This window comes from Hymenobacter koreensis, assembly GCF_039541855.1.
Classification (GTDB): domain Bacteria; phylum Bacteroidota; class Bacteroidia; order Cytophagales; family Hymenobacteraceae; genus Solirubrum; species Solirubrum koreensis.
In genome coordinates this window covers 980,983-998,267 of record NZ_BAABHA010000002.1, presented here as the reverse complement: position 1 = coordinate 998,267, position 17,285 = coordinate 980,983, and the positions used below count along the sequence as shown (strand labels likewise).

Sequence of the window (17,285 nt, the reverse complement as noted above, 5' to 3'; positions counted from 1 at the left end):
TTCCTCAGTCCTCCTTAAACGAGCTGCCGGCGGTACAGCTGTACAGTATTTTCGAGCCCCAGGTACAACGCGTCGCAAATGAGGGCGTGGCCGATGCTGACTTCCGCCAAACCCGGCAGCTGCTGTTTGAGGTAGGCCAGGTTGTCGAGGTCGAGGTCGTGGCCGGCGTTCAGGCCCAGGCCCAGCTGCTGGGCCAGCTCGGCCGCGGCGCGGTAGGGAGCCACGGCAGCTTCGCGGTTGTGGTGGTAGCCACTGGCGTACGCTTCGGTATAGAGTTCGATGCGGTCGGCGCCGGTTCCCACGGCGGCTTTCACCATATCCAAGTCGGGGTCGAGGAAGATGCTCACGCGGCAGCCGTACGACTTCAGTTCCTGCACGATGCCCATGAGCTGCTGCTGGTGCCGCACGGTGTCCCAGCCGGCATTTGAGGTAATAGCATCGGGCGCATCGGGTACCAGCGTCACTTGCTCGGGCCGCACCTCGCGCACCAAGTCCAGAAAATCAGGCGTGGGGTTGCCTTCCACGTTCAGCTCGGTGGTCACGATGGGTTTCAGGTCTCGCACGTCCTGGTAGCGGATGTGCCGCTCGTCGGGTCGCGGGTGTACCGTGATGCCCTGCGCGCCAAACCGTTCACAGTCGCGGGCGGCTTGCAATACGTCGGGGCGGTTGTGGCCGCGGGCGTTCCGCAGGGTAGCAATTTTGTTTATGTTTACGCTAAGCTTGGTCATGCCGTGCAGGTTTACGCTGATTGGGCTAGGGGCGCCGTTTCTTCGCTGGAAATAGCCGGGGCGCCGCGGTCGGAGGAGAGGCCGTCAAAGATACGTACCGGACCCAGCCCGCCGCCATGACGCTCACCCCCGCCTATAACTACCGCCCCGCCCTGTGGTTTGCCGGTTTGCTGCTGGCCTTGCTCTTTGTGGAGCGGCTTATTACCCTGCAGCCGCAGTTTGCGCTGCAGCCCGCGCTGCCCGCCGCCGTAACTTTCGATCTGCTGGCGGGCATTCCGTTGCTGTTCTACTTCTTTATTGTGCGGCGCTACCGCCTACCGGTAACCACCGTGGTAGGCGCGTTTGGTGGGGCGCTGGCGCTGGGCTACTACCTTATTCCGGCCGGCCAGCAGCAGTACCTAGGTTGGGCGCGGCAGAGCTTGGTGTTGCTGGAAGCAGGCGTGCTGGTGGTGGCCGTGGCAAACCTGCGCCGTTTGGTGCGCGCCTACGCCGAAGCCGCGCGGCGCAGTGCCGATTTCGTGGAAAACCTGAACGCGGCTTTCGCCGCGGTTTTTCGCCGTTCCATGGCGCCGCTCGTGTCGGAAGTGGTCATGTTCCGCTACGCCTTGCTGGGCTGGTGGGCCCGGCCTGAAGTAGGAGCCGGTCAAAGGGCTTTCAGTAACCACCGCGACTCCGGCTTCCTGGCCTTGGTTATAACGTGTTGCGCCCTGTCGGTTATTGAAACGGCGGCCATGCATATGCTGGTCAGCCGCTGGAACGCCACAGCGGCCGTGGTAGTGCTGGTGCTCGACGTGTACACGCTGGTGTTTCTGTTGGCTCATCTGCGCGCCGTAATGCTACGGCCCGCCACGCTCGAAAACGGCCAGTTGCTGGTGCGCATAGGGTTTGCGTGGCGTTTTGCGGTGCCGGTGCAGGCCGTTGTGCATGCCGACGAGCTACGGGATACGCCGGAGCCCGACAAGCTGACCCTGAACCTGGCCAAGCTATTGTTCACCGCGCCCAACGTACGACTTACTTTCGCCGAGTCCGTAACCATAACCGGCCTCTACGGCATCCGGCGGCAAACGAAGCAGGTAGCGCTGTACGTGGACGACCGCGCCGAATTTCTGCGGCAGTTACGCACCAAGCTCAGCACAGACTAGCCCCCGCTACCACGCTTGCGCCCAAAAAAGCTAATCTTGCACTTCTTTTTCCTTGCCCTATGACGCTGAAAGAACGCATCGACGCCGATATTAAGAAGGCCATGCTGGCCAAAGACAAAGTCCGCCTGACTGCCCTGCGCAGCATCAAGTCGCAGATTCTGCTGGCCGAAACGGCCGAGGGTGCGCACGGCGCCATCACCACCGATACCGAGCTCAAGCTGCTGAACAAAGCCGCCAAGCAGCGTCGCGAAGCCGCCGAGACCTACCAGCAGCAGTTCCGCTCCGACCTGGAAGAAGTAGAGCTGGCAGAACTGGCCATTATCGAAGAATACCTGCCCGCGCAGCTCTCAGAAGCCGATCTGGTAGATAAGCTTGTTGAAATCATTCAGCGCGTGGGCGCGGCCGGGCCCTCGGATTTGGGCAAGGTAATGGGCGTAGCCGCCCGTGAACTGTCTGGCCAGGCCGACGGCAAAGCCATTTCGCAGACCGTAAACCGCCTGCTCAACAACACCAATTTCTAATGTGCGAGAATGGGCTGAATGTGCGGAATGAGGAAAGGGATTTTGCCGATGCATAAGGCCATGTTCAGCTCATTTTTCACATTCCGCACATTCCGCCACATTCCGCCACATTCCGCCACATTCCGCCACATTCCTTCACATTAAGCAGAAATGTCGGGTTTCGATTTGCTCCTGCTGGTGCCGCTGGCCGTGGGCGCGGTGAAAGGCTTCCGCCGCGGTATCGTGATGGAAGCCGTTTCGCTCCTGGCTTTCGTGCTGGGCATTATTGGCGGGCTGAAACTGCTGGGCGCAGCTATTCCGCTGGTGCGGCATTACGTGGGCGAAGCCTTCGGGATGCTGCCGCTGGTGTCGTTCGTGCTGGTGTTTGCCTTGCTGGCCTGGGGCGTGCATCTGGTAGGGGGGATGGTGCGCAGCGCCATTCACCTCACCCCCCTAGGCGTGCTCGACCACATTTTGGGCGGGGCAGCGGGGCTGATTAAATGGGTATTGGGCCTGAGCCTAGTGCTTTACGCCACCGGTATTGCGGGCCTGCCCATCGGTCAGCAACTCACACACGATTCCATGCTGCTGCCGTTGGTGCAGCAGGCTACACCCGTAGCTCTGAATGTGGTGGGCGTAGTCATGCCCTTCGCCACCGAACTGCTAAGCACGCTGCGGAACGTGTTTTAAGGCTGAATTGTCAAATGGCTGGTCGTTCTGCTGCGAGAACAACCATTCAATCATTGACTCATTCAGTCATTCAGTCATTCAGTCATTGACCTGATGCGTCTGTTGCTGCTCGATAATTTCGATTCGTTCACCTTCAACCTGCTCGATTATTTCCGGCAGCTGAACATTGACGTACTCGTGCGCCGTAACGACGTGCCTTTGGCGGAGTTGTTGGCCCTCAACGCCGATGCCGTGGTGTTGTCGCCGGGGCCGGGCACGCCGCGCCGCGCCGGCGTGATGATGGACCTACTGGCTCACGTGCACAACCGCCTGCCTGTGCTGGGGGTGTGTCTTGGGCACCAGGCGCTGGGTGAGTTTTTTGGCGCCGAAGTAACCCGCGGGGCTCGCCCTATGCACGGCAAGGTGTCCGAAATTCGCCTGCAGGCGCCTGCCGAGTCGTTGTTTCTCGGACTGCCACCCTACTTTTCCGTTACACGCTACCACTCTCTTGTAGTGCGCGAGCTTCCAGACGAGTTGGTGCCTCTGGCCCAAACCGTTGAGCCGCCCCACGAACTTATGGCCCTGCGCCACCGCACCCTGCCGCTCTACGGCGTGCAGTTTCACCCTGAGGCGCTGCTGACCGCGCACGGGCTGTCGTTGCTGCGCAATTGGGTCCGGATTGCGTATAATTGCAAGGATGCGGCCCCCAATTCGGCCGTTATGCACGGGCTTATTGTTGACGATGGAATTACAGATCAAGCAGCAAAGCGGGTTTAGTTATGTAGACGAAGGCAGCGGGGAAGTACTGTTGCTGCTGCATGGGTTGTTCGGCGCGCTCAGCAACTGGCGCGGCGTCATCGACGAGTTTGCCCGGGAGCACCGCGTCATCATTCCCATGCTGCCGCTCTACGAAATGCCGCTAACCCGCGCCGGTATTTCCGGCCTGGTCGATTTTGTGCAGGATTTCGTGAAGGCGCTCGGCCTGCAGGAGCCCACCACCGTGCTCGGCAACTCCTTGGGCGGCCACCTGGCACTGGTGTACACCCTGCGCCACCCGGCCCAGGTAAAACGGCTGGTACTCACCGGCAGCAGTGGCCTGTTCGAAGATTCCATGGGCGGCTCGTTCCCCCGCCGCGGCGACTACGCCTATGTGCAGGAGCGGGTAGCCTACACGTTCTACGACCCCAAAGTGGCCACCAAAGAGTTGGTCGACGAAGTGTTCAGTATAACCAATTCCAACTCCAAGTGTTTGCGCATCATTACCATAGCGCGTTCGGCGCAGCGGCATAACCTCGGTAAAGACCTGAGTCGGATTAAAGTGCCTACCCTGTTAATCTGGGGCCTGAACGACACCATTACCCCCCCCGTAGTAGCTCACGAGTTCAACCGCCTGCTGCCCCGCGCCGAACTGCACTTTCTCGACCATTGTGGCCACGCCCCCATGATGGAGCGGCCGCAGGCGTTCAACCGCCTGTTGCGTGCATTCTTGGCGCAGGAAGTCTTGCAACCTACCGCCAGCATTTAGGCATCTTTCCGGTAAGAGCGGCAAATCCGGCAGCACGAGCTGGCAAAAGTTCGTTCCGCCTTGTAGCTTCCGGGCGCCGCCTCCGTACACAACACGCCCGGCAGCCGAAAACCCTGCCGGGCGCTTGCCGCTTATACGGTTGCCACTTTCCACTGCTTTTCCCGAGCCGCCATGCATTCGATGCTCGCCGAAGACCTGCTTAATCAAATGATTCCCCCGCTGAAGGTTTCCGACTCAGCTGGCAAAGCCGCGCGTTGGCTGGAGGAATTCCACGTGGATCAGCTCCCGGTGGTGCAAAACCGAGAATACCGCGGCATGGTCACCGAAGCCGACCTCATCGATGTGGCCGCCGACCCCGACCAGTTGCTTTCCACCGTGCCCTTTGGCTTTGCCGACGTGCACGTGCAGCGCGACCAGCACTTTTATACCGTGATGGAAATGGCCATCCGTAACAAAGTGCAGCTGGTGCCGGTGCTGGGGGAGGAAAGCGAATACATTGGGGTGGTGACTGTGGGCGACACCCTCGCGGCCTTCGGTCAATTGCCGGGTGCCGCCGGCGACAACGGCATTCTGGTGCTGGCCATGGACGAGCGCGACTACTCCTTGAGCCAGATCAGCCGCTACGTGGAGGAAAACAACGCCAAAATCCTCAGTGCCCACGTGGCCCAGGACGAGCTTGAGCCGCACCGCATCCGGCTCACCCTGAAAATCAACACCGGCAGCATGGGCCGCATCGTGGCTACGCTCGAGCGTTTCGGCTACGTTATAACGGCCCAGTTCAGTGGCTCCAGCGAAATAACCGAATCCGATCAGGAACGTCTCGATTCCTTGATGCGCTACCTGAGCTTCTAGGTTGGTGCTGGCGGCTGCGTTTTTAGCGGGCGGGCTGCTCGGCTTTGCGTCCACGGCGCCAGCGGCTCCCGATAGCCTGCGGCGTTTTGCGGTTGACAGCCTGATGCTGACGCAGTGCCCGGGGTACCAAAAGGTGCGCGTTAAACAAGTGCTTTTCGCGGGGAATAACGTTACCAAAGAACGGATTCTGCGGGCCGAGCTCGACTATCGCGAAGGTGACTCGTTGAACGTTGCCAGCCTGACGGGGCGCCTCGAGGAAAACCGCTTGCGCCTGTTTAACCTGCGCCTTTTCACCAGTGTGCAGCAACAGATAACCTGCCGCGACGGCGAGTTGATCGTGCTCATCGCCGTGCAGGAACGCTGGTATACCTTCCCGGTACCAGTTCTGGGCATTGCCGACCGCAACTTTAAGGCTTGGTACAATCGGCCTGACCGGTGGCGCCGGATCGACTACGGGTTATACCTCGTGCGCAGCAACTTCCGTGGGCGTAACGAAGAAATTCGCGGGAACCTGCAGCTAGGCTTTAACCGCCGCTACGAGCTCTTTTACACTGTACCGCAATTGGGCCGGCGCGGCGCCGGTATTTCAGCTGGCGGCTCGTATTACCGCAGCCACGCCCTCGACTTTACCACCCGAAACGACAGCCTCATTGCGTTCCGCGACGACCAAGATTTCCCCATTGAGCGATGGTACGTAACGGGCGGTCTGCGCTGGCGCCGCGATGTACAGCGCCTCACTACTCTCGAAGGCTTTTATTTCAACGAGCAGGTCAGTGACTCTATCAGCCGCCGCAACCCCACGTATTTCTTGTCCGGAAACCAGCGCCGCTACGTTGATATGGTGCTTAGCCGAACCGTGAACGAGCGAAATACTTTCGCGTATCCGCTCACGGGCCGCTTCGTGCAGCTCAGCCTCACGCAGCGCGCTTTCCTCGGCTCTAATACCCCGCCCATCACCAGCTTGTTGGGCCGCTATGCCCGGTATTTCGACCTCGGCCGCCGTTTCTATTACAGTGCCAGCGCAGAAGGCCGGTTACGCTTTGCCCGGCGCCTGGCTTATACCGACAGCCATGCCCTCGGTTTCAAACGGGCCTCGGTTCGCGGTTACGACGCGTACGTCGTGGACGGCCGGCATTACGGCTTGCTGCGCCAAGGCTTCTCGTATCGATTGCTCGATGCCAACGAGCTGCGTTTGCCATTTTTCAACGACCCCCGCTTCGGCTCGGTGCCGTTGCAGCTCTATTTGAATACATTTACCGACGCCGGGTACGTGGCCGAGCGCACCGTGCCGCGCACCAACCAATTGCCCAACCAACTGTTAGCCAGCGTGGGCATCGGCTTGCACCTGGTCACGTATTATGACCGGGTGTTTACCCTGGAGTACACCCGCACGCGGCATGGCTTCGGTGGTTTTTTTTTCCGCAGTGAATTCCCCATCTGATTCTTCCAGCCATTGAGGCTGCTACTTGCTATGCGCATTGCTATTCTGGGCAAGCCCTTTGAGCCGGCTGCGGCCCCTTTTCTTCAGGCTTTGTTCGATGATCTGGCCGCCCGCGGGGCCACCATCAGCGTTGCCGAACCTTTTCGCCAGCACCTCGACGGCCTGCAGCTACCTGATGGCCTCACCACCTTCCGCCACGGGGACTCCCTTACGGGTACGCAGTTCGTGCTCAGCATTGGCGGCGACGGCACCCTGCTCGATACCGTTACCTATGTGGGCCGCCAGGAAATACCCATTCTAGGAATAAACACCGGGCGCCTGGGCTTCCTGGCTACCATAACCCTTGAGCGCATTGCCCAAGCCGTCGATGCCCTCTTTCGCGGCCACTTCGTGCTCGACCGTCGCAGCCTCATTCACGTAGACACCGACCCCGATGTATTCGGCGGGCTGAACTTCGGGCTGAACGAATTTTCCATCCTCAAGCGCGATACGTCTTCCATGATTGTCGTGCATACCTACATCGACGGTGAATATTTAAACTCGTACTGGGCCGATGGGCTAATTGTCTCAACACCAACCGGATCTACGGGGTATTCATTGAGTTGTGGGGGGCCTGTTATGCTACCGCAAACCAACAATTTTACCATAGCTCCCGTATGTCCGCACAATCTCAATGTTCGCCCCCTGATTGTCCCTGACCGCAGTGTCATTTCCTTTGAAATCGAAGGCCGCAGCAACAACTGCTTATTGTCCCTCGATTCACGGTCGATGCCCGTGGAAAACAGCGTGCAAATAGCGGTGCGACGTGAAACTTTTGATGCATGCCTGGTTAAACTCAATCATGTTAATTTTCTGAGCACCTTGCGCAGCAAGCTCAATTGGGGCCTCGACCGCCGCAATTCCGTAGCATTCAGCGCATGAAGCATCGGATTTTTTCTATGAATTGTTTTTATAATTGGCTTAGCATGCTACTTTTGTCCCCGACTGCAACCGTGCCCACACGGGTCTGCTTCTCTTGACTTCGATATTTTAACCTTGCCCCCATATGAAGAAATTTTTGACTCTCACCCTGTCGCTGGTGCTGGCGCTGGTGCTGGTAAGCAGCCAAGCCAGTGCACAGCAGTTCAGCAAGCGTAAGCAGTACAACACTGTGGGCGTGAGCCTAAATGCTATGAACTACTTCGGGGACATCACCCCCAAGCCAAGCATTGCCAGCTTCCGCTTCGCCGCTACGCGTCCGAACATCGGCTTGACCTTTATGCACCGCTTTGCTCCGCGTATCTCCGTTCGTGGTAGCTTGTCTTACGGCCGCATCACCGGCGACGACGCTAAAGCCGCCGATGACACTGATCCGGAGGCCCGTTACCGCTTCAACCGCAACATGAACTTCCGCAACGATATCGTGGAAGGTGCAGTAGTAGGCGTGTTTGACCTGATCGAAAACCGCAATAACTACCTGAAGCGTCCGGATTTCGTTCCTTATGTATTCGCTGGTGTTGCTGCATTCCACCACAACCCCAAAGGTTTGGACCAGAATGGTAACTACATTGCGCTCCAGCCCCTCGGCACTGAAGGCCAGCGTGCAACCGGTGACCAGTACGGCTTGTGGCAGTTCTCGCTTCCTTTCGGCGGCGGTGTACGCTACAAACTGAACAAGAGCTTTGACCTGGGTTTGGAAATCGGCTGGCGCAAAACCTTCACCGACTACCTCGACGACGTAAGCACGAACTACGTAGCCAATCGTAACGACCTGACGCCCGGCGCGGCCCAATACTTTGGCTACGACATCACCAAAGGTATTGATGGTACGTACTCTACTGCCAACCAAGCCGGTGGTCAGCGTGGCAAGAGCAATGAAGATGACTGGTACATCGTTACTGGTCTGTCGGTGAACTACATTCTTGCTCCCCGCATCAAGAGTCCCAAATTCCGTTAATCAATCGTTGGCTGCCTGCCAACGCAGCCAGATTTGATGATCAACTCAACCTCACAAAAAGCACTCCTCACTTGCCTCGTGCAAGTTGGGGGTGCTTTTTTTGCTTGCAGTACCAGCGCCCAAAACACCAGTGAACTAGGTATCGGACTGGGCGGATTGGCCTACAAAGGCGAATTGTCGCCGGAATACCGCATAGCCAACAACCGGCCCGCGGTGTTTGCCTTTTACCGGAAGGATATATCAATACCCATTACGTTACGAGCCAACGTGGCATACGGCATGCTCCGCGCCGCCGATGCTAACGTTACCGGCGAGAACAACAACGCATTACCATTACCTGCTTTCCGGCAAGCCAGTATGAGCGGCTCGGTATTAGAAGCAGCAGGTATAGTAGAGTATAATTTTCTAGAATACCGAAACCGCCGCGACAAGATCCACTTCACCCCCTATGTGTTTGCAGGAGTCGCGCCTTTTTTATCATCGGTTAAAACCGACGGGCCACAGCCGGGCTTCAAAGTATCGGCTACGCGGCTTGGCTTTGCTATTCCGGCCGGGGTGGGCCTCAAATTGGCGCTTTCGCGGCACTGGAACCTCGGTTTGGAAACGGGCGCACGCAAAGCATTTACTGACTTGTTGGATAACGTGAGTGAGCAAAGCCCTGTTCTGGCCAACAAGCACGATCAGGATTGGTATTTCTTGACGGGTGTCAGTGTGTCTTACACCTTTTATAAGATACCCTGTCCCGAGAGCTACAAGCAAAACCCTAAGTTACTGCGCTAAGACAGCTTCCCGGCGCCCCGGGCGTGTGCAACCATTTGCGTAACTTGCGGCCTCTTTACGCAAACGCAACGCATGTCTTCTGTTCACCCCGCTATTGACCAAACCCGTTTGCCCACCCACGTAGCCGTTATTATGGACGGTAATGGGCGTTGGGCAAAGCAGCGTGGCGGAATGCGCATCTTCGGGCACCAAAGTGCCATTACGGCGGTTCGGGATACAGTAGAGGCTGCCGCCGAGCTGGGTATAGGCTACCTAACGCTTTACGCCTTCTCAACCGAGAACTGGGGCCGTCCCAAGCACGAGGTGATGGCGCTCATGCAGTTGCTGGTGCATACCATTCGGCAGGAGACACCTACGCTGCTTAAAAATAGCGTGCGTTTACAAGCTATTGGCGACACCTCCCAACTTCCGGCTGCTTGCCAACGAGAGCTGGCCGAAGCCATGGAATTAACGGCTGCTGGCAACCGAATGACCTTGGTGCTGGCTCTAAGCTATAGCGGCCGATGGGATTTGGCACAAGCCGCACGACAACTGGCACAAGAGGTATCGGAAGGGAAGCTGCAGCCACAAGAGGTAACAGAGGAAGCCGTGGCGAGCCGGTTAGCAACTGCCGGTATACCCGATCCGGAACTTCTCATTAGGACCAGCGGCGAACAACGCATTAGCAATTTTTTGCTCTGGCAATTGGCCTACACCGAGCTATATATCACCGATTTACTGTGGCCGGATTTCCGGCGCCAGCATTTTTACGAAGCAATTCTGGCGTATCAGCGCCGGGAACGACGCTTCGGTAAAACCAGTGAGCAACTGACCGTTTCGTAAGTTTTTCCGTCGAATGCATTCTTCTTTTTATCGGCTGCGCGCCGTGGCCCTTGCGTGGTTGCTGCTGTGGCTAGCCGCCGGACCGCTACAGGCCCAAAACCAGCCTTCTACCACCGAACAGGAGCCGCAGCGCTATGAAATCGGGGGCATTACCGTTAGCGGTACCCGATACCTCGACCCGAACACCATGATCGGCCTAACGGGCCTGAAGGTGGGCGACAAAATCTCGATTCCGGGCGAAGACCTGGGCCGGGCCATCCGTAAGCTGTGGGAACAGGGTATTCTGGGGGATATCGACGTGGCGGTTGACCGTGTCGAAGGGCAGCGTGTGTTCCTGAACTTTCAACTGAAGGAACGTCCGCGCTTGTCCAAGATTTTCTTTACGGGCATCAGCAAAACCCAAGCCGACGAGCTGCGCAACAAGATTAAAGTAGTGCGCGGCAAGGTAGTGACCGACGCGTTGCTTAATAATACCCGCCAAACGGTGCGCAAGTATTACACCGACAAAGGCTTCATGAACGCGGCGGTGAACATCACGCAGGAGCCCGATTCGACCTTGCCTAACAGCGTGGAGTTGGTAGTAGACGTGCGTAAAGGAGCCAAAGTGCGCCTCTCTGAAATTACGTTTATCGGCAACGAAGCGGTTAAAGACGGGAAGCTGAAGGGCCAGATGAAGAAAACCAAGGAGAAGAAGGCCTATAAATTCCTGAACTCCGGCAAATTTCAGCGGACTGACTTTGAGGCTGACAAAGAGAAGGTACTGGAATACTACAACGCAGAAGGCTACCGTGATGCCATTATCACGAGTGACTCCCTAGTGACGATAAAGGCCGAGCGTAGCTACTACTGGATAGGGAAGGAGAATGGTAAGTTCGGTATTCATAAGGCTACCGTGCGCGAGGCCGATAGACTGGCCTTGCAAGTGTATCTGGACGAGGGCCCGAAATATTACTTCCGCAACATTACGTGGTCGGGCAACTACCTGTACGATTCGAAGACCCTTTCTTCGGTGCTGGGAATTAAGGAAGGCAGCGTATACAGCAAAGAGACGCTGGACAAGCGCCTGAACTACAACCCCACGGGACAGGACGTAACCTCGCTCTACATGAACGACGGGTACCTGTTTTTCAGCATCGAACCGGTGGAAACGCGCGTCGAAGGCGACTCCATTGATATCGAGATGCGCCTCAGCGAGGGTGTACAGGCCCGCATCAAGGAAATCAACATAGCCGGCAACACGAAAACCTCGGACCACGTGATTCGCCGGGAAATCCGGACGCTGCCGGGCGACAAATTCAACCGCGAACTGCTTATTCGTTCGCAGCGTGAGCTTTCCTCTTTGGGGTATTTTGACCCCGAGAAAGTTGGCATGAATCCAATACCCAACCCTGCCGATGGCACGGTGGACATTAACTACACGGTATCGGAAAAGCCCTCTGATCAGATTACCCTTTCGGGTGGCTGGGGTGGTTTCGCTGGCTTTATCGGCACTGTTGGCTTGGTATTCAACAATTTCTCGTTGCGCAAAGCCGGGGACTTCAGCAACTGGCGCCCGGTTCCAGGCGGTGACGGTCAGCGCTTAGGTCTGAACATTCAGGCCAACGGTTTGCAGTACCAAGCGTACTCCTTCTCGTTCACTGAGCCTTGGCTGGGTGGCCGCAAGCCAAATTCCTTCTCGGTAAGCTTGAACAAAAGCATTACTCGGCAAAGCCTAACGGGTAGCGCGCTGGACATCAGGGATGGTTCCTTCTTTAAAGTGAACAGCGCCACTGTAAGCTTAGGCCGCCGCCTGCGTTGGCCCGACGACTACTTTACGCTAAGCAATTCGCTTTCCTTTAGCCAATACCGCGTAAAGGAATTCCCGATTTCGCCTGAGTTCAGCAACGGCGACGCGCAGAACTTCACCTTCAACACCACCCTTTCGCGCAACAGCACCGACAACCCGACCTTCACTCGTCGTGGTTCGGCATTGGCCCTTTCGCTTAATCTCACGCCTCCCTACTCCATATTCCCCGGCGCCCACCCGAACGTGAACGAATGGGTAGAATTCCACAAGTGGATGTTCGATGCTTCGTGGTTTACCCCACTGGTGGGTAAGCTGGTTTTGAATACCCGGGCGCACTTTGGTTTCATTGGTCGGTACAATAAGGACCGTAACTACGGTCCCTTCGAACGCTTCAAGCTGGGCGGAGCTGGTCTGGGCTTTGGGGGTGCGGCGAATTTTTTGGCCGGCACCGAGTTTATCGGCCTGCGCGGCTACGACGACCCGAACGAGACTTTTGCTATTCCCACTGCCCGCCGTGGCGAGAGTGGCGGCATTGCCTACAACAAGTTTGTTATGGAAATGCGCTACCCAGTGTCGCTTAATCCAGCGGCCACGGTGTACGTGCTGGGCTTTGCCGAAGCCGGTAATTCCTTCGACAGCTACCGCAACTACAATCCGTACAAGCTTTACCGCTCGGCGGGGGTAGGTGCCCGCGTGTTTATGGCGGCATTCGGCTTGCTGGGCTTTGACTACGGTTACGGCTTCGACAACGTAGCACCGGTTCGCGGAGCCACCCAGGACAAGAGCAAATTCCACTTCATCATCGGCCAGCAAATCCGTTAGGGCACCAAATGCCCCGGTCTGAGCGTTTTCCGCCTATGAAACGATTTTTGTTTGTATTGCCGCTGCTGTGGCTGACTCTGCTCCCCGGCATTGCCTCGGCCCAGAAGTTTGGGTACGTCGATTCGGAGTTCCTGATGGGCAAAATGCCGGAGTACGCGCAGGCTCAGCAGGAGCTGAATACCTTGTCGCAGAATTGGCAGAAGGAAGTGGAGGCGCAGAAAAAGGACCTGGACCGCTTGTACCGCACCTACCAGGCCGAGGAAGTGCTGCTCACCGAGCCGATGAAAAAAAAGCGGCAGGATGAGATTCTGAAAAAAGAACAAGACATCAAGTCCTACCAAAACAAGGTGTTTGGTTACGAGGGCCAGTTGTTTAAAAAACGGCAGGAGCTAACCAAACCCGTGCAGGACCGCGTGTTCGAGGCCATTGAGAAAGTGGCCAAGAAAAAGCAGCTGGCCATTGTGTTCGATAAGGCCGGTGACCTAACCATGCTTTACACCAACCCGGCGCACGACTACACGGAATTTGTTATGGAAGAATTAGGTTTGGCTTCTGAAGACCGCAACCAAGCAGCGCAGAAAGGCGCGGTGCGCACCGTAACCCCGCCCACAACGCCCGGTGGTGCCGCCGACGATGCTGTTTTTGAAGACCAACGCCCGGCTTCGAAGACGCCCGCTCAGAGCAAGCAGCCCGTTCGCAAAGGCTCCAAACCAGAATAAGTACATTTGTCTCGTAAACTCTTCCAGACGCTTTCCAACCCAATGATTCTGACCCGCACGTTTCGCCTCGCGCTGGCTGTTGCAGCCCTCACAGTAGCCGCTGTGCCCGCCGCCCTGGCCCAGACTACGGCCCCGGCCACTGCCTCCGCTGGCCCCCTCAAAATTGGCTACACCAACGTAGATTACGTGTTGAGCCAAATGCCCGAAAGCAAGCAAATTGAATCGCAGCTGAAGGACTACAGCACCCAGCTGAAAAACCAGCTCGATACCAAAGTAACCGAATACCGCACCAAGGGCGAAGCCTACCAAAAAGGTGCTGCCACGATGACCGACGTTATTCGGGCCGATAAAGAGAAGGAGCTAACCAATCTGCAGCAGTCTATTCAGGAGTTTCAGCAGAACGCCGAGCAGTCGGTGCAGCAGAAGCAGCAGCAGTTGCTGAAGCCGGTGCTGGACAAGGTGCAGAAGACCATTGATGCCGTAGCCACCAAGAACGGTTACACTTATGTCTTTAACTCCGACGCCGGTTACGGCACTACGCCCATTCTGCTGCACGGTCCCAAAGATGGCGACATCTCGGACCTCGTGTTGAAGGAAATGGGCGTTACGCCCGGCCAAAACAACCAGCCAGCTGCTTCGGTAAAACCCGCTACCCCGGCCGCTACGCCGGCAGCGCCCACCAACAGCAAAACCAAAGTCAAAAAGAAGTAATACTTCTTTGTTCAGCAATGAAAGCCGGAGCCTGTTAGAGGTTCCGGCTTTCTGTTTTCCGTCGTTATAGTTTGCCTTATGCAAGACCTAGACCCCGATCTGCTGCCCGACGACGGCATAGAAGCCGGTGCCGAAGACGAACTCTACGAACACCACCGCATTCAGGCCGACGGGCGCCAAGAGCCCATGCGGCTCGATAAATTCCTGCTGAACCGCTTGCCCAATGTGTCGCGCTCCAAGGTGCAGGCGGGAATTGAGGCCGAAGCGGTACAGGTTAACGGCAAAGCCGCTAAATCGAGCTACAAAGTGAAGCCCGGCGACGTAGTAACGGTGATTCTTCCCGAGCCGCCGCGTGAAGGAAAGGTAGAGCCCGAAGAAATGTCGTTAGACATTCCCTACGAAGACGAGCAGTTGCTCTTGGTTAACAAGCCCGCTGGCATGGTCGTACATCCCGCCTACGGCAACTGGACTGGTACATTGGTCAATGGACTAGCCTGGCACATTCGGAACCTGCCAACGGGCCGTAACGGCGAAATACGTCCTGGCCTCGTACATCGCATCGACAAAGACACCTCTGGGTTGTTGGTTATCGGAAAAACAGATTGGGCCATGACCCATTTGTCGCAGCAGTTCTTTCACCATACCATTGAGCGAACTTACTGGGCCTTGGTTTGGGGAGTGCCCAAAGAGGCCACGGGTACCATTCGGGGGAACGTGGGGCGCCACCCCAAAGACCGGAAGCTGATGACCGTGTTTCCCGAAGGCAGCCCCGACGGCAAGCACGCCATAACGCACTACAAGGTATTGCAGAGCTTTGGCTATGTAAGCCTGGTGCAATGCAACCTCGAAACCGGCCGCACTCATCAAATTCGGGCCCATATGAAGCACTTAGGTCACCCTTTGTTCGCCGATGCTGCTTACGGTGGAGCCGCTATTTTGTATGGCCAACGTACCGGCGCCTACAAGGCTTTTGTGGAACGCACGTTTGAAGTAATGCCTCGGCAGGCGCTGCACGCCAAGTCTCTAGGCTTTGTACACCCGACGACCGGGCAGCAGCTCCAGTTTGAAACCGAACTGCCTGAAGATTTTGCTGCGGCCCTTAAGCGGTGGGAAACGTATGCGGCGCAAGTGGCCTCGTAAGCACCGCACATAAAAAAGCCCGCAGCCTTAAAGCTGCGGGCTCTTTCACTCTATAAGCAGGAATTACTTGCGTTTAACCGGCGCTTTGGTAGCCGTTTTAGCAGGTGCTGCTTTTTTACCGGCCATGGCGTTCATCGCCTTGGTAGCATCTTCATTGGCAGGATCGAGGGCTAGAACCTGCTGGAAGTGAGTTTGGGCAGTAGCCTTGTCGTTCTTCTGCAGGTAGTAGTAGTAACCTAGGTAGTTGTTGGCATCGATCAAACCGCTGCGGAATTTTGCAGGGTCAGCACCTTCAGCCTTCGACAACTCGATGTACTTCTCATAAAACGGCTTGGCAAGCCCCTTCTTCGAGTCCGAGTCGAGGTTGTAAGCGTTCTGGGCACGTAGCAGGTAGCCAGCGGCGTACGTCGGGCGGGCAGTTAGCACGTTGTTGTACAGGCTATCGGCTTTCTGGTACTGTTTGCCGGCGTTATATACCGTGGCCAAGCGCACCTGATCGGCCAGTTCACCCTTGCCACCAGCCATTTTCGCTTCGTACACCTTGGCGGCCTTGGCGTAGTCCTTGTTGAGGAGGTAAGCCGAGGCCAGGTCGTTCTGCAAATCAGCAGCCTTGCTGGGGTCGGCCTTCACGGCCTTCTCAATGATGGCAATGCCCTCGGTGGCTCGGCCGGCCTTGGTCAGGATCTTGCCTTGGTATACGTAGTCTTCGGTGATGATCTTATCGGCGGGCACCGTCTTCATGTACTGGTCCATAGCGGCCAAGGCTTGCTCGTTCTGGCCCATATCGAAATAGGTGTAAGCCAGCAAGCGTTTCATGGTCACGTTCTGAGGGTCTTTAGCTAAAACCTCCTGAATCTGGGTCAGGGCCTCGGGGTACTTTTTGTTGAGGTACAGGAACGCCGCGTAAGTCGCCTGCGTATTTGCCGACTTCTCCGACATGTCGGTGTACTTCTTCATCGTCTGCGCCGCCTGGTCGTACTGGTTGGCGTAGTAGTACATCTCGGCCATGTCGCGGTACACCGGCGCGTAGTTCGCATCGAGGCTAGTCACCTTCTGGAAGTTGGCCAAGGCTTCGTTGCCGTTACGGGCACGTACGTTCAGCTTGCCTTTCTTATAGTAGGCCTGAATGTAGTTCGGGTCGGCACGCAAAGCGCGGTCGTAGGCGTTCATGGCGTCACCACCGCCGTTTTCGCGGTTTTGGTAAATGTCGCCCATCGCAACCAGCATGGCCGCGTCGTCTTTCTTGTTCACCTTAATGGCCTGATTCAGGTAATCAATGCCCTTCTGGTTGTCCTTGGTTTTGGTTTCGGCGTACGCCTGGCCAATAGAAGCAAGAATCTGCGCGTCTTTGCCTTTGGAAGCTTTTACCGCGTTGTCAAACTGAATTTCGGCTTCGGCTTTTTTGCCTTGGGCAAGGAAAGCACGACCAGCCGCAACCATAGACTTCGGCGACTTGGGGTCGATAGAAGCACGGTTGAAGTAAAAAGCCGCCGAGTCGGGCTTCTCCTGCATCTGGTACAAACGGCCGAGTTCGAAAGCGGCCTCGGGGTTGGTGCTTTGCGCCAGCAGCGTGCGCTTGGCTTCGCTGTAACGCTCTAGTTCAATGGCCTTCTGTGCGCTCTGCACGTTTTGGGCAAAGGCAGCCGGACCGGCAAGCGAAAAAGCAGCGAGGAAAGTGAGCTTCCAGGGCTTAATAGTCATGTGGTGAGAGT

At 56.9% G+C, this 17,285-nt stretch carries 17 protein-coding genes; 15 read left to right on the top strand and 2 right to left on the bottom strand.

Annotation, left to right across the window (positions count from 1 at the left end; translation table 11 throughout):
* Positions 1–14 precede the first annotated feature (14 nt).
* Positions 15–728: a pyridoxine 5'-phosphate synthase gene (locus ABD903_RS07180; protein ID WP_345222641.1), complete on the bottom strand. Its 714-nt coding sequence runs from the start codon at positions 726–728 to the stop codon at positions 15–17.
* A gap of 116 nt (positions 729–844) precedes the next feature.
* Between ABD903_RS07180 and ABD903_RS07175 the strand changes: the two genes are divergently transcribed.
* The 15 genes from ABD903_RS07175 (at position 845) to ABD903_RS07105 (ending at position 15,573) form a co-directional block, all read left to right on the top strand.
* Complete coding sequence (locus ABD903_RS07175) at positions 845–1,870, top strand: hypothetical protein (protein ID WP_345222638.1); 1,026 nt, start codon at positions 845–847, stop codon at positions 1,868–1,870.
* 59 nt (positions 1,871–1,929) lie between these two features.
* On the top strand, positions 1,930–2,391 hold the full coding sequence (locus ABD903_RS07170) for a GatB/YqeY domain-containing protein (RefSeq protein ID WP_345222636.1): 462 nt from the start codon (positions 1,930–1,932) through the stop codon (positions 2,389–2,391).
* A gap of 150 nt (positions 2,392–2,541) precedes the next feature.
* Positions 2,542–3,060 (top strand): CvpA family protein, encoded by a 519-nt coding sequence (locus ABD903_RS07165; RefSeq protein WP_345222635.1) that lies wholly within the window; start codon positions 2,542–2,544, stop codon positions 3,058–3,060.
* A gap of 93 nt (positions 3,061–3,153) precedes the next feature.
* Positions 3,154–3,816 (top strand): anthranilate synthase component II, encoded by a 663-nt coding sequence (locus ABD903_RS07160; protein ID WP_345222633.1) that lies wholly within the window; start codon positions 3,154–3,156, stop codon positions 3,814–3,816.
* Positions 3,782–4,564 carry an alpha/beta fold hydrolase gene (locus ABD903_RS07155; RefSeq protein ID WP_345222632.1) on the top strand — a complete coding sequence of 261 codons (783 nt, stop codon included), beginning with the start codon at positions 3,782–3,784 and terminating at the stop codon, positions 4,562–4,564. Before ABD903_RS07160 ends, ABD903_RS07155 begins: the two co-directional genes overlap by 35 nt.
* A 171-nt stretch (positions 4,565–4,735) precedes the next feature.
* Complete coding sequence (locus ABD903_RS07150; RefSeq protein WP_345222630.1) at positions 4,736–5,416, top strand: CBS domain-containing protein; 681 nt, start codon at positions 4,736–4,738, stop codon at positions 5,414–5,416.
* A gap of 4 nt (positions 5,417–5,420) precedes the next feature.
* A complete protein-coding gene (locus ABD903_RS07145; RefSeq protein ID WP_345222628.1) occupies positions 5,421–6,857 on the top strand; it encodes a POTRA domain-containing protein in 1,437 nt (478 codons plus the stop codon).
* Between the two features lie 30 nt (positions 6,858–6,887).
* Complete coding sequence (locus ABD903_RS07140; protein WP_345222626.1) at positions 6,888–7,778, top strand: NAD kinase; 891 nt, start codon at positions 6,888–6,890, stop codon at positions 7,776–7,778.
* Positions 7,779–7,902: 124 nt separating this feature from the next.
* Positions 7,903–8,793 carry a DUF6089 family protein gene (locus ABD903_RS07135; protein ID WP_345222625.1) on the top strand — a complete coding sequence of 297 codons (891 nt, stop codon included), beginning with the start codon at positions 7,903–7,905 and terminating at the stop codon, positions 8,791–8,793.
* A 36-nt stretch (positions 8,794–8,829) separates the two neighbouring features.
* Entirely contained in the window at positions 8,830–9,573 is a 744-nt protein-coding gene (porG, locus tag ABD903_RS07130; RefSeq protein ID WP_345222623.1) for a type IX secretion system protein PorG, read from the top strand.
* 72 nt (positions 9,574–9,645) lie between these two features.
* Positions 9,646–10,395 (top strand): undecaprenyl pyrophosphate synthase, encoded by a 750-nt coding sequence (uppS, locus tag ABD903_RS07125; protein WP_345222621.1) that lies wholly within the window; start codon positions 9,646–9,648, stop codon positions 10,393–10,395.
* A gap of 13 nt (positions 10,396–10,408) precedes the next feature.
* Entirely contained in the window at positions 10,409–13,003 is a 2,595-nt protein-coding gene (gene bamA, locus ABD903_RS07120) for an outer membrane protein assembly factor BamA (protein ID WP_345222619.1), read from the top strand.
* 35 nt (positions 13,004–13,038) lie between these two features.
* Positions 13,039–13,722 carry an OmpH/Skp family outer membrane protein gene (locus tag ABD903_RS07115; RefSeq protein ID WP_345222617.1) on the top strand — a complete coding sequence of 228 codons (684 nt, stop codon included), beginning with the start codon at positions 13,039–13,041 and terminating at the stop codon, positions 13,720–13,722.
* A gap of 42 nt (positions 13,723–13,764) precedes the next feature.
* Entirely contained in the window at positions 13,765–14,433 is a 669-nt protein-coding gene (locus ABD903_RS07110; RefSeq protein ID WP_345222616.1) for an OmpH/Skp family outer membrane protein, read from the top strand.
* Positions 14,434–14,511: 78 nt separating this feature from the next.
* Positions 14,512–15,573, top strand: a complete 1,062-nt coding sequence (locus ABD903_RS07105; RefSeq protein ID WP_345222614.1) for an RluA family pseudouridine synthase — start codon at positions 14,512–14,514, stop codon at positions 15,571–15,573.
* A gap of 63 nt (positions 15,574–15,636) precedes the next feature.
* Here the strand turns inward: ABD903_RS07105 and ABD903_RS07100 are convergent, their stop codons facing one another.
* Positions 15,637–17,274 carry a tetratricopeptide repeat protein gene (locus tag ABD903_RS07100; protein WP_345222612.1) on the bottom strand — a complete coding sequence of 546 codons (1,638 nt, stop codon included), beginning with the start codon at positions 17,272–17,274 and terminating at the stop codon, positions 15,637–15,639.
* Positions 17,275–17,285: the final 11 nt, after the last annotated feature.

What these genes read in the sequence shown, in the direction of transcription:
- ABD903_RS07150 (WP_345222630.1), top strand. Translation starts at nt 4,736, where the DNA reads ATGCATTCGATGCTCGCCGAAGACCTGCTTAATCAAATGATTCCCCCG.
- ABD903_RS07135 (WP_345222625.1), top strand. Translation starts at nt 7,903, where the DNA reads ATGAAGAAATTTTTGACTCTCACCCTGTCGCTGGTGCTGGCGCTGGTG.
- ABD903_RS07100 (WP_345222612.1), bottom strand. Translation starts at nt 17,274, where the DNA reads ATGACTATTAAGCCCTGGAAGCTCACTTTCCTCGCTGCTTTTTCGCTT.
- ABD903_RS07180 (WP_345222641.1), bottom strand. Translation starts at nt 728, where the DNA reads ATGACCAAGCTTAGCGTAAACATAAACAAAATTGCTACCCTGCGGAAC.
- ABD903_RS07170 (WP_345222636.1), top strand. Translation starts at nt 1,930, where the DNA reads ATGACGCTGAAAGAACGCATCGACGCCGATATTAAGAAGGCCATGCTG.
- ABD903_RS07165 (WP_345222635.1), top strand. Translation starts at nt 2,542, where the DNA reads ATGTCGGGTTTCGATTTGCTCCTGCTGGTGCCGCTGGCCGTGGGCGCG.
- ABD903_RS07155 (WP_345222632.1), top strand. Translation starts at nt 3,782, where the DNA reads ATGGAATTACAGATCAAGCAGCAAAGCGGGTTTAGTTATGTAGACGAA.
- ABD903_RS07140 (WP_345222626.1), top strand. Translation starts at nt 6,888, where the DNA reads ATGCGCATTGCTATTCTGGGCAAGCCCTTTGAGCCGGCTGCGGCCCCT.
- ABD903_RS07160 (WP_345222633.1), top strand. Translation starts at nt 3,154, where the DNA reads ATGCGTCTGTTGCTGCTCGATAATTTCGATTCGTTCACCTTCAACCTG.
- uppS (WP_345222621.1), top strand. Translation starts at nt 9,646, where the DNA reads ATGTCTTCTGTTCACCCCGCTATTGACCAAACCCGTTTGCCCACCCAC.
- porG (WP_345222623.1), top strand. Translation starts at nt 8,830, where the DNA reads ATGATCAACTCAACCTCACAAAAAGCACTCCTCACTTGCCTCGTGCAA.
- ABD903_RS07110 (WP_345222616.1), top strand. Translation starts at nt 13,765, where the DNA reads ATGATTCTGACCCGCACGTTTCGCCTCGCGCTGGCTGTTGCAGCCCTC.
- ABD903_RS07105 (WP_345222614.1), top strand. Translation starts at nt 14,512, where the DNA reads ATGCAAGACCTAGACCCCGATCTGCTGCCCGACGACGGCATAGAAGCC.
- ABD903_RS07175 (WP_345222638.1), top strand. Translation starts at nt 845, where the DNA reads ATGACGCTCACCCCCGCCTATAACTACCGCCCCGCCCTGTGGTTTGCC.
- ABD903_RS07115 (WP_345222617.1), top strand. Translation starts at nt 13,039, where the DNA reads ATGAAACGATTTTTGTTTGTATTGCCGCTGCTGTGGCTGACTCTGCTC.
- bamA (WP_345222619.1), top strand. Translation starts at nt 10,409, where the DNA reads ATGCATTCTTCTTTTTATCGGCTGCGCGCCGTGGCCCTTGCGTGGTTG.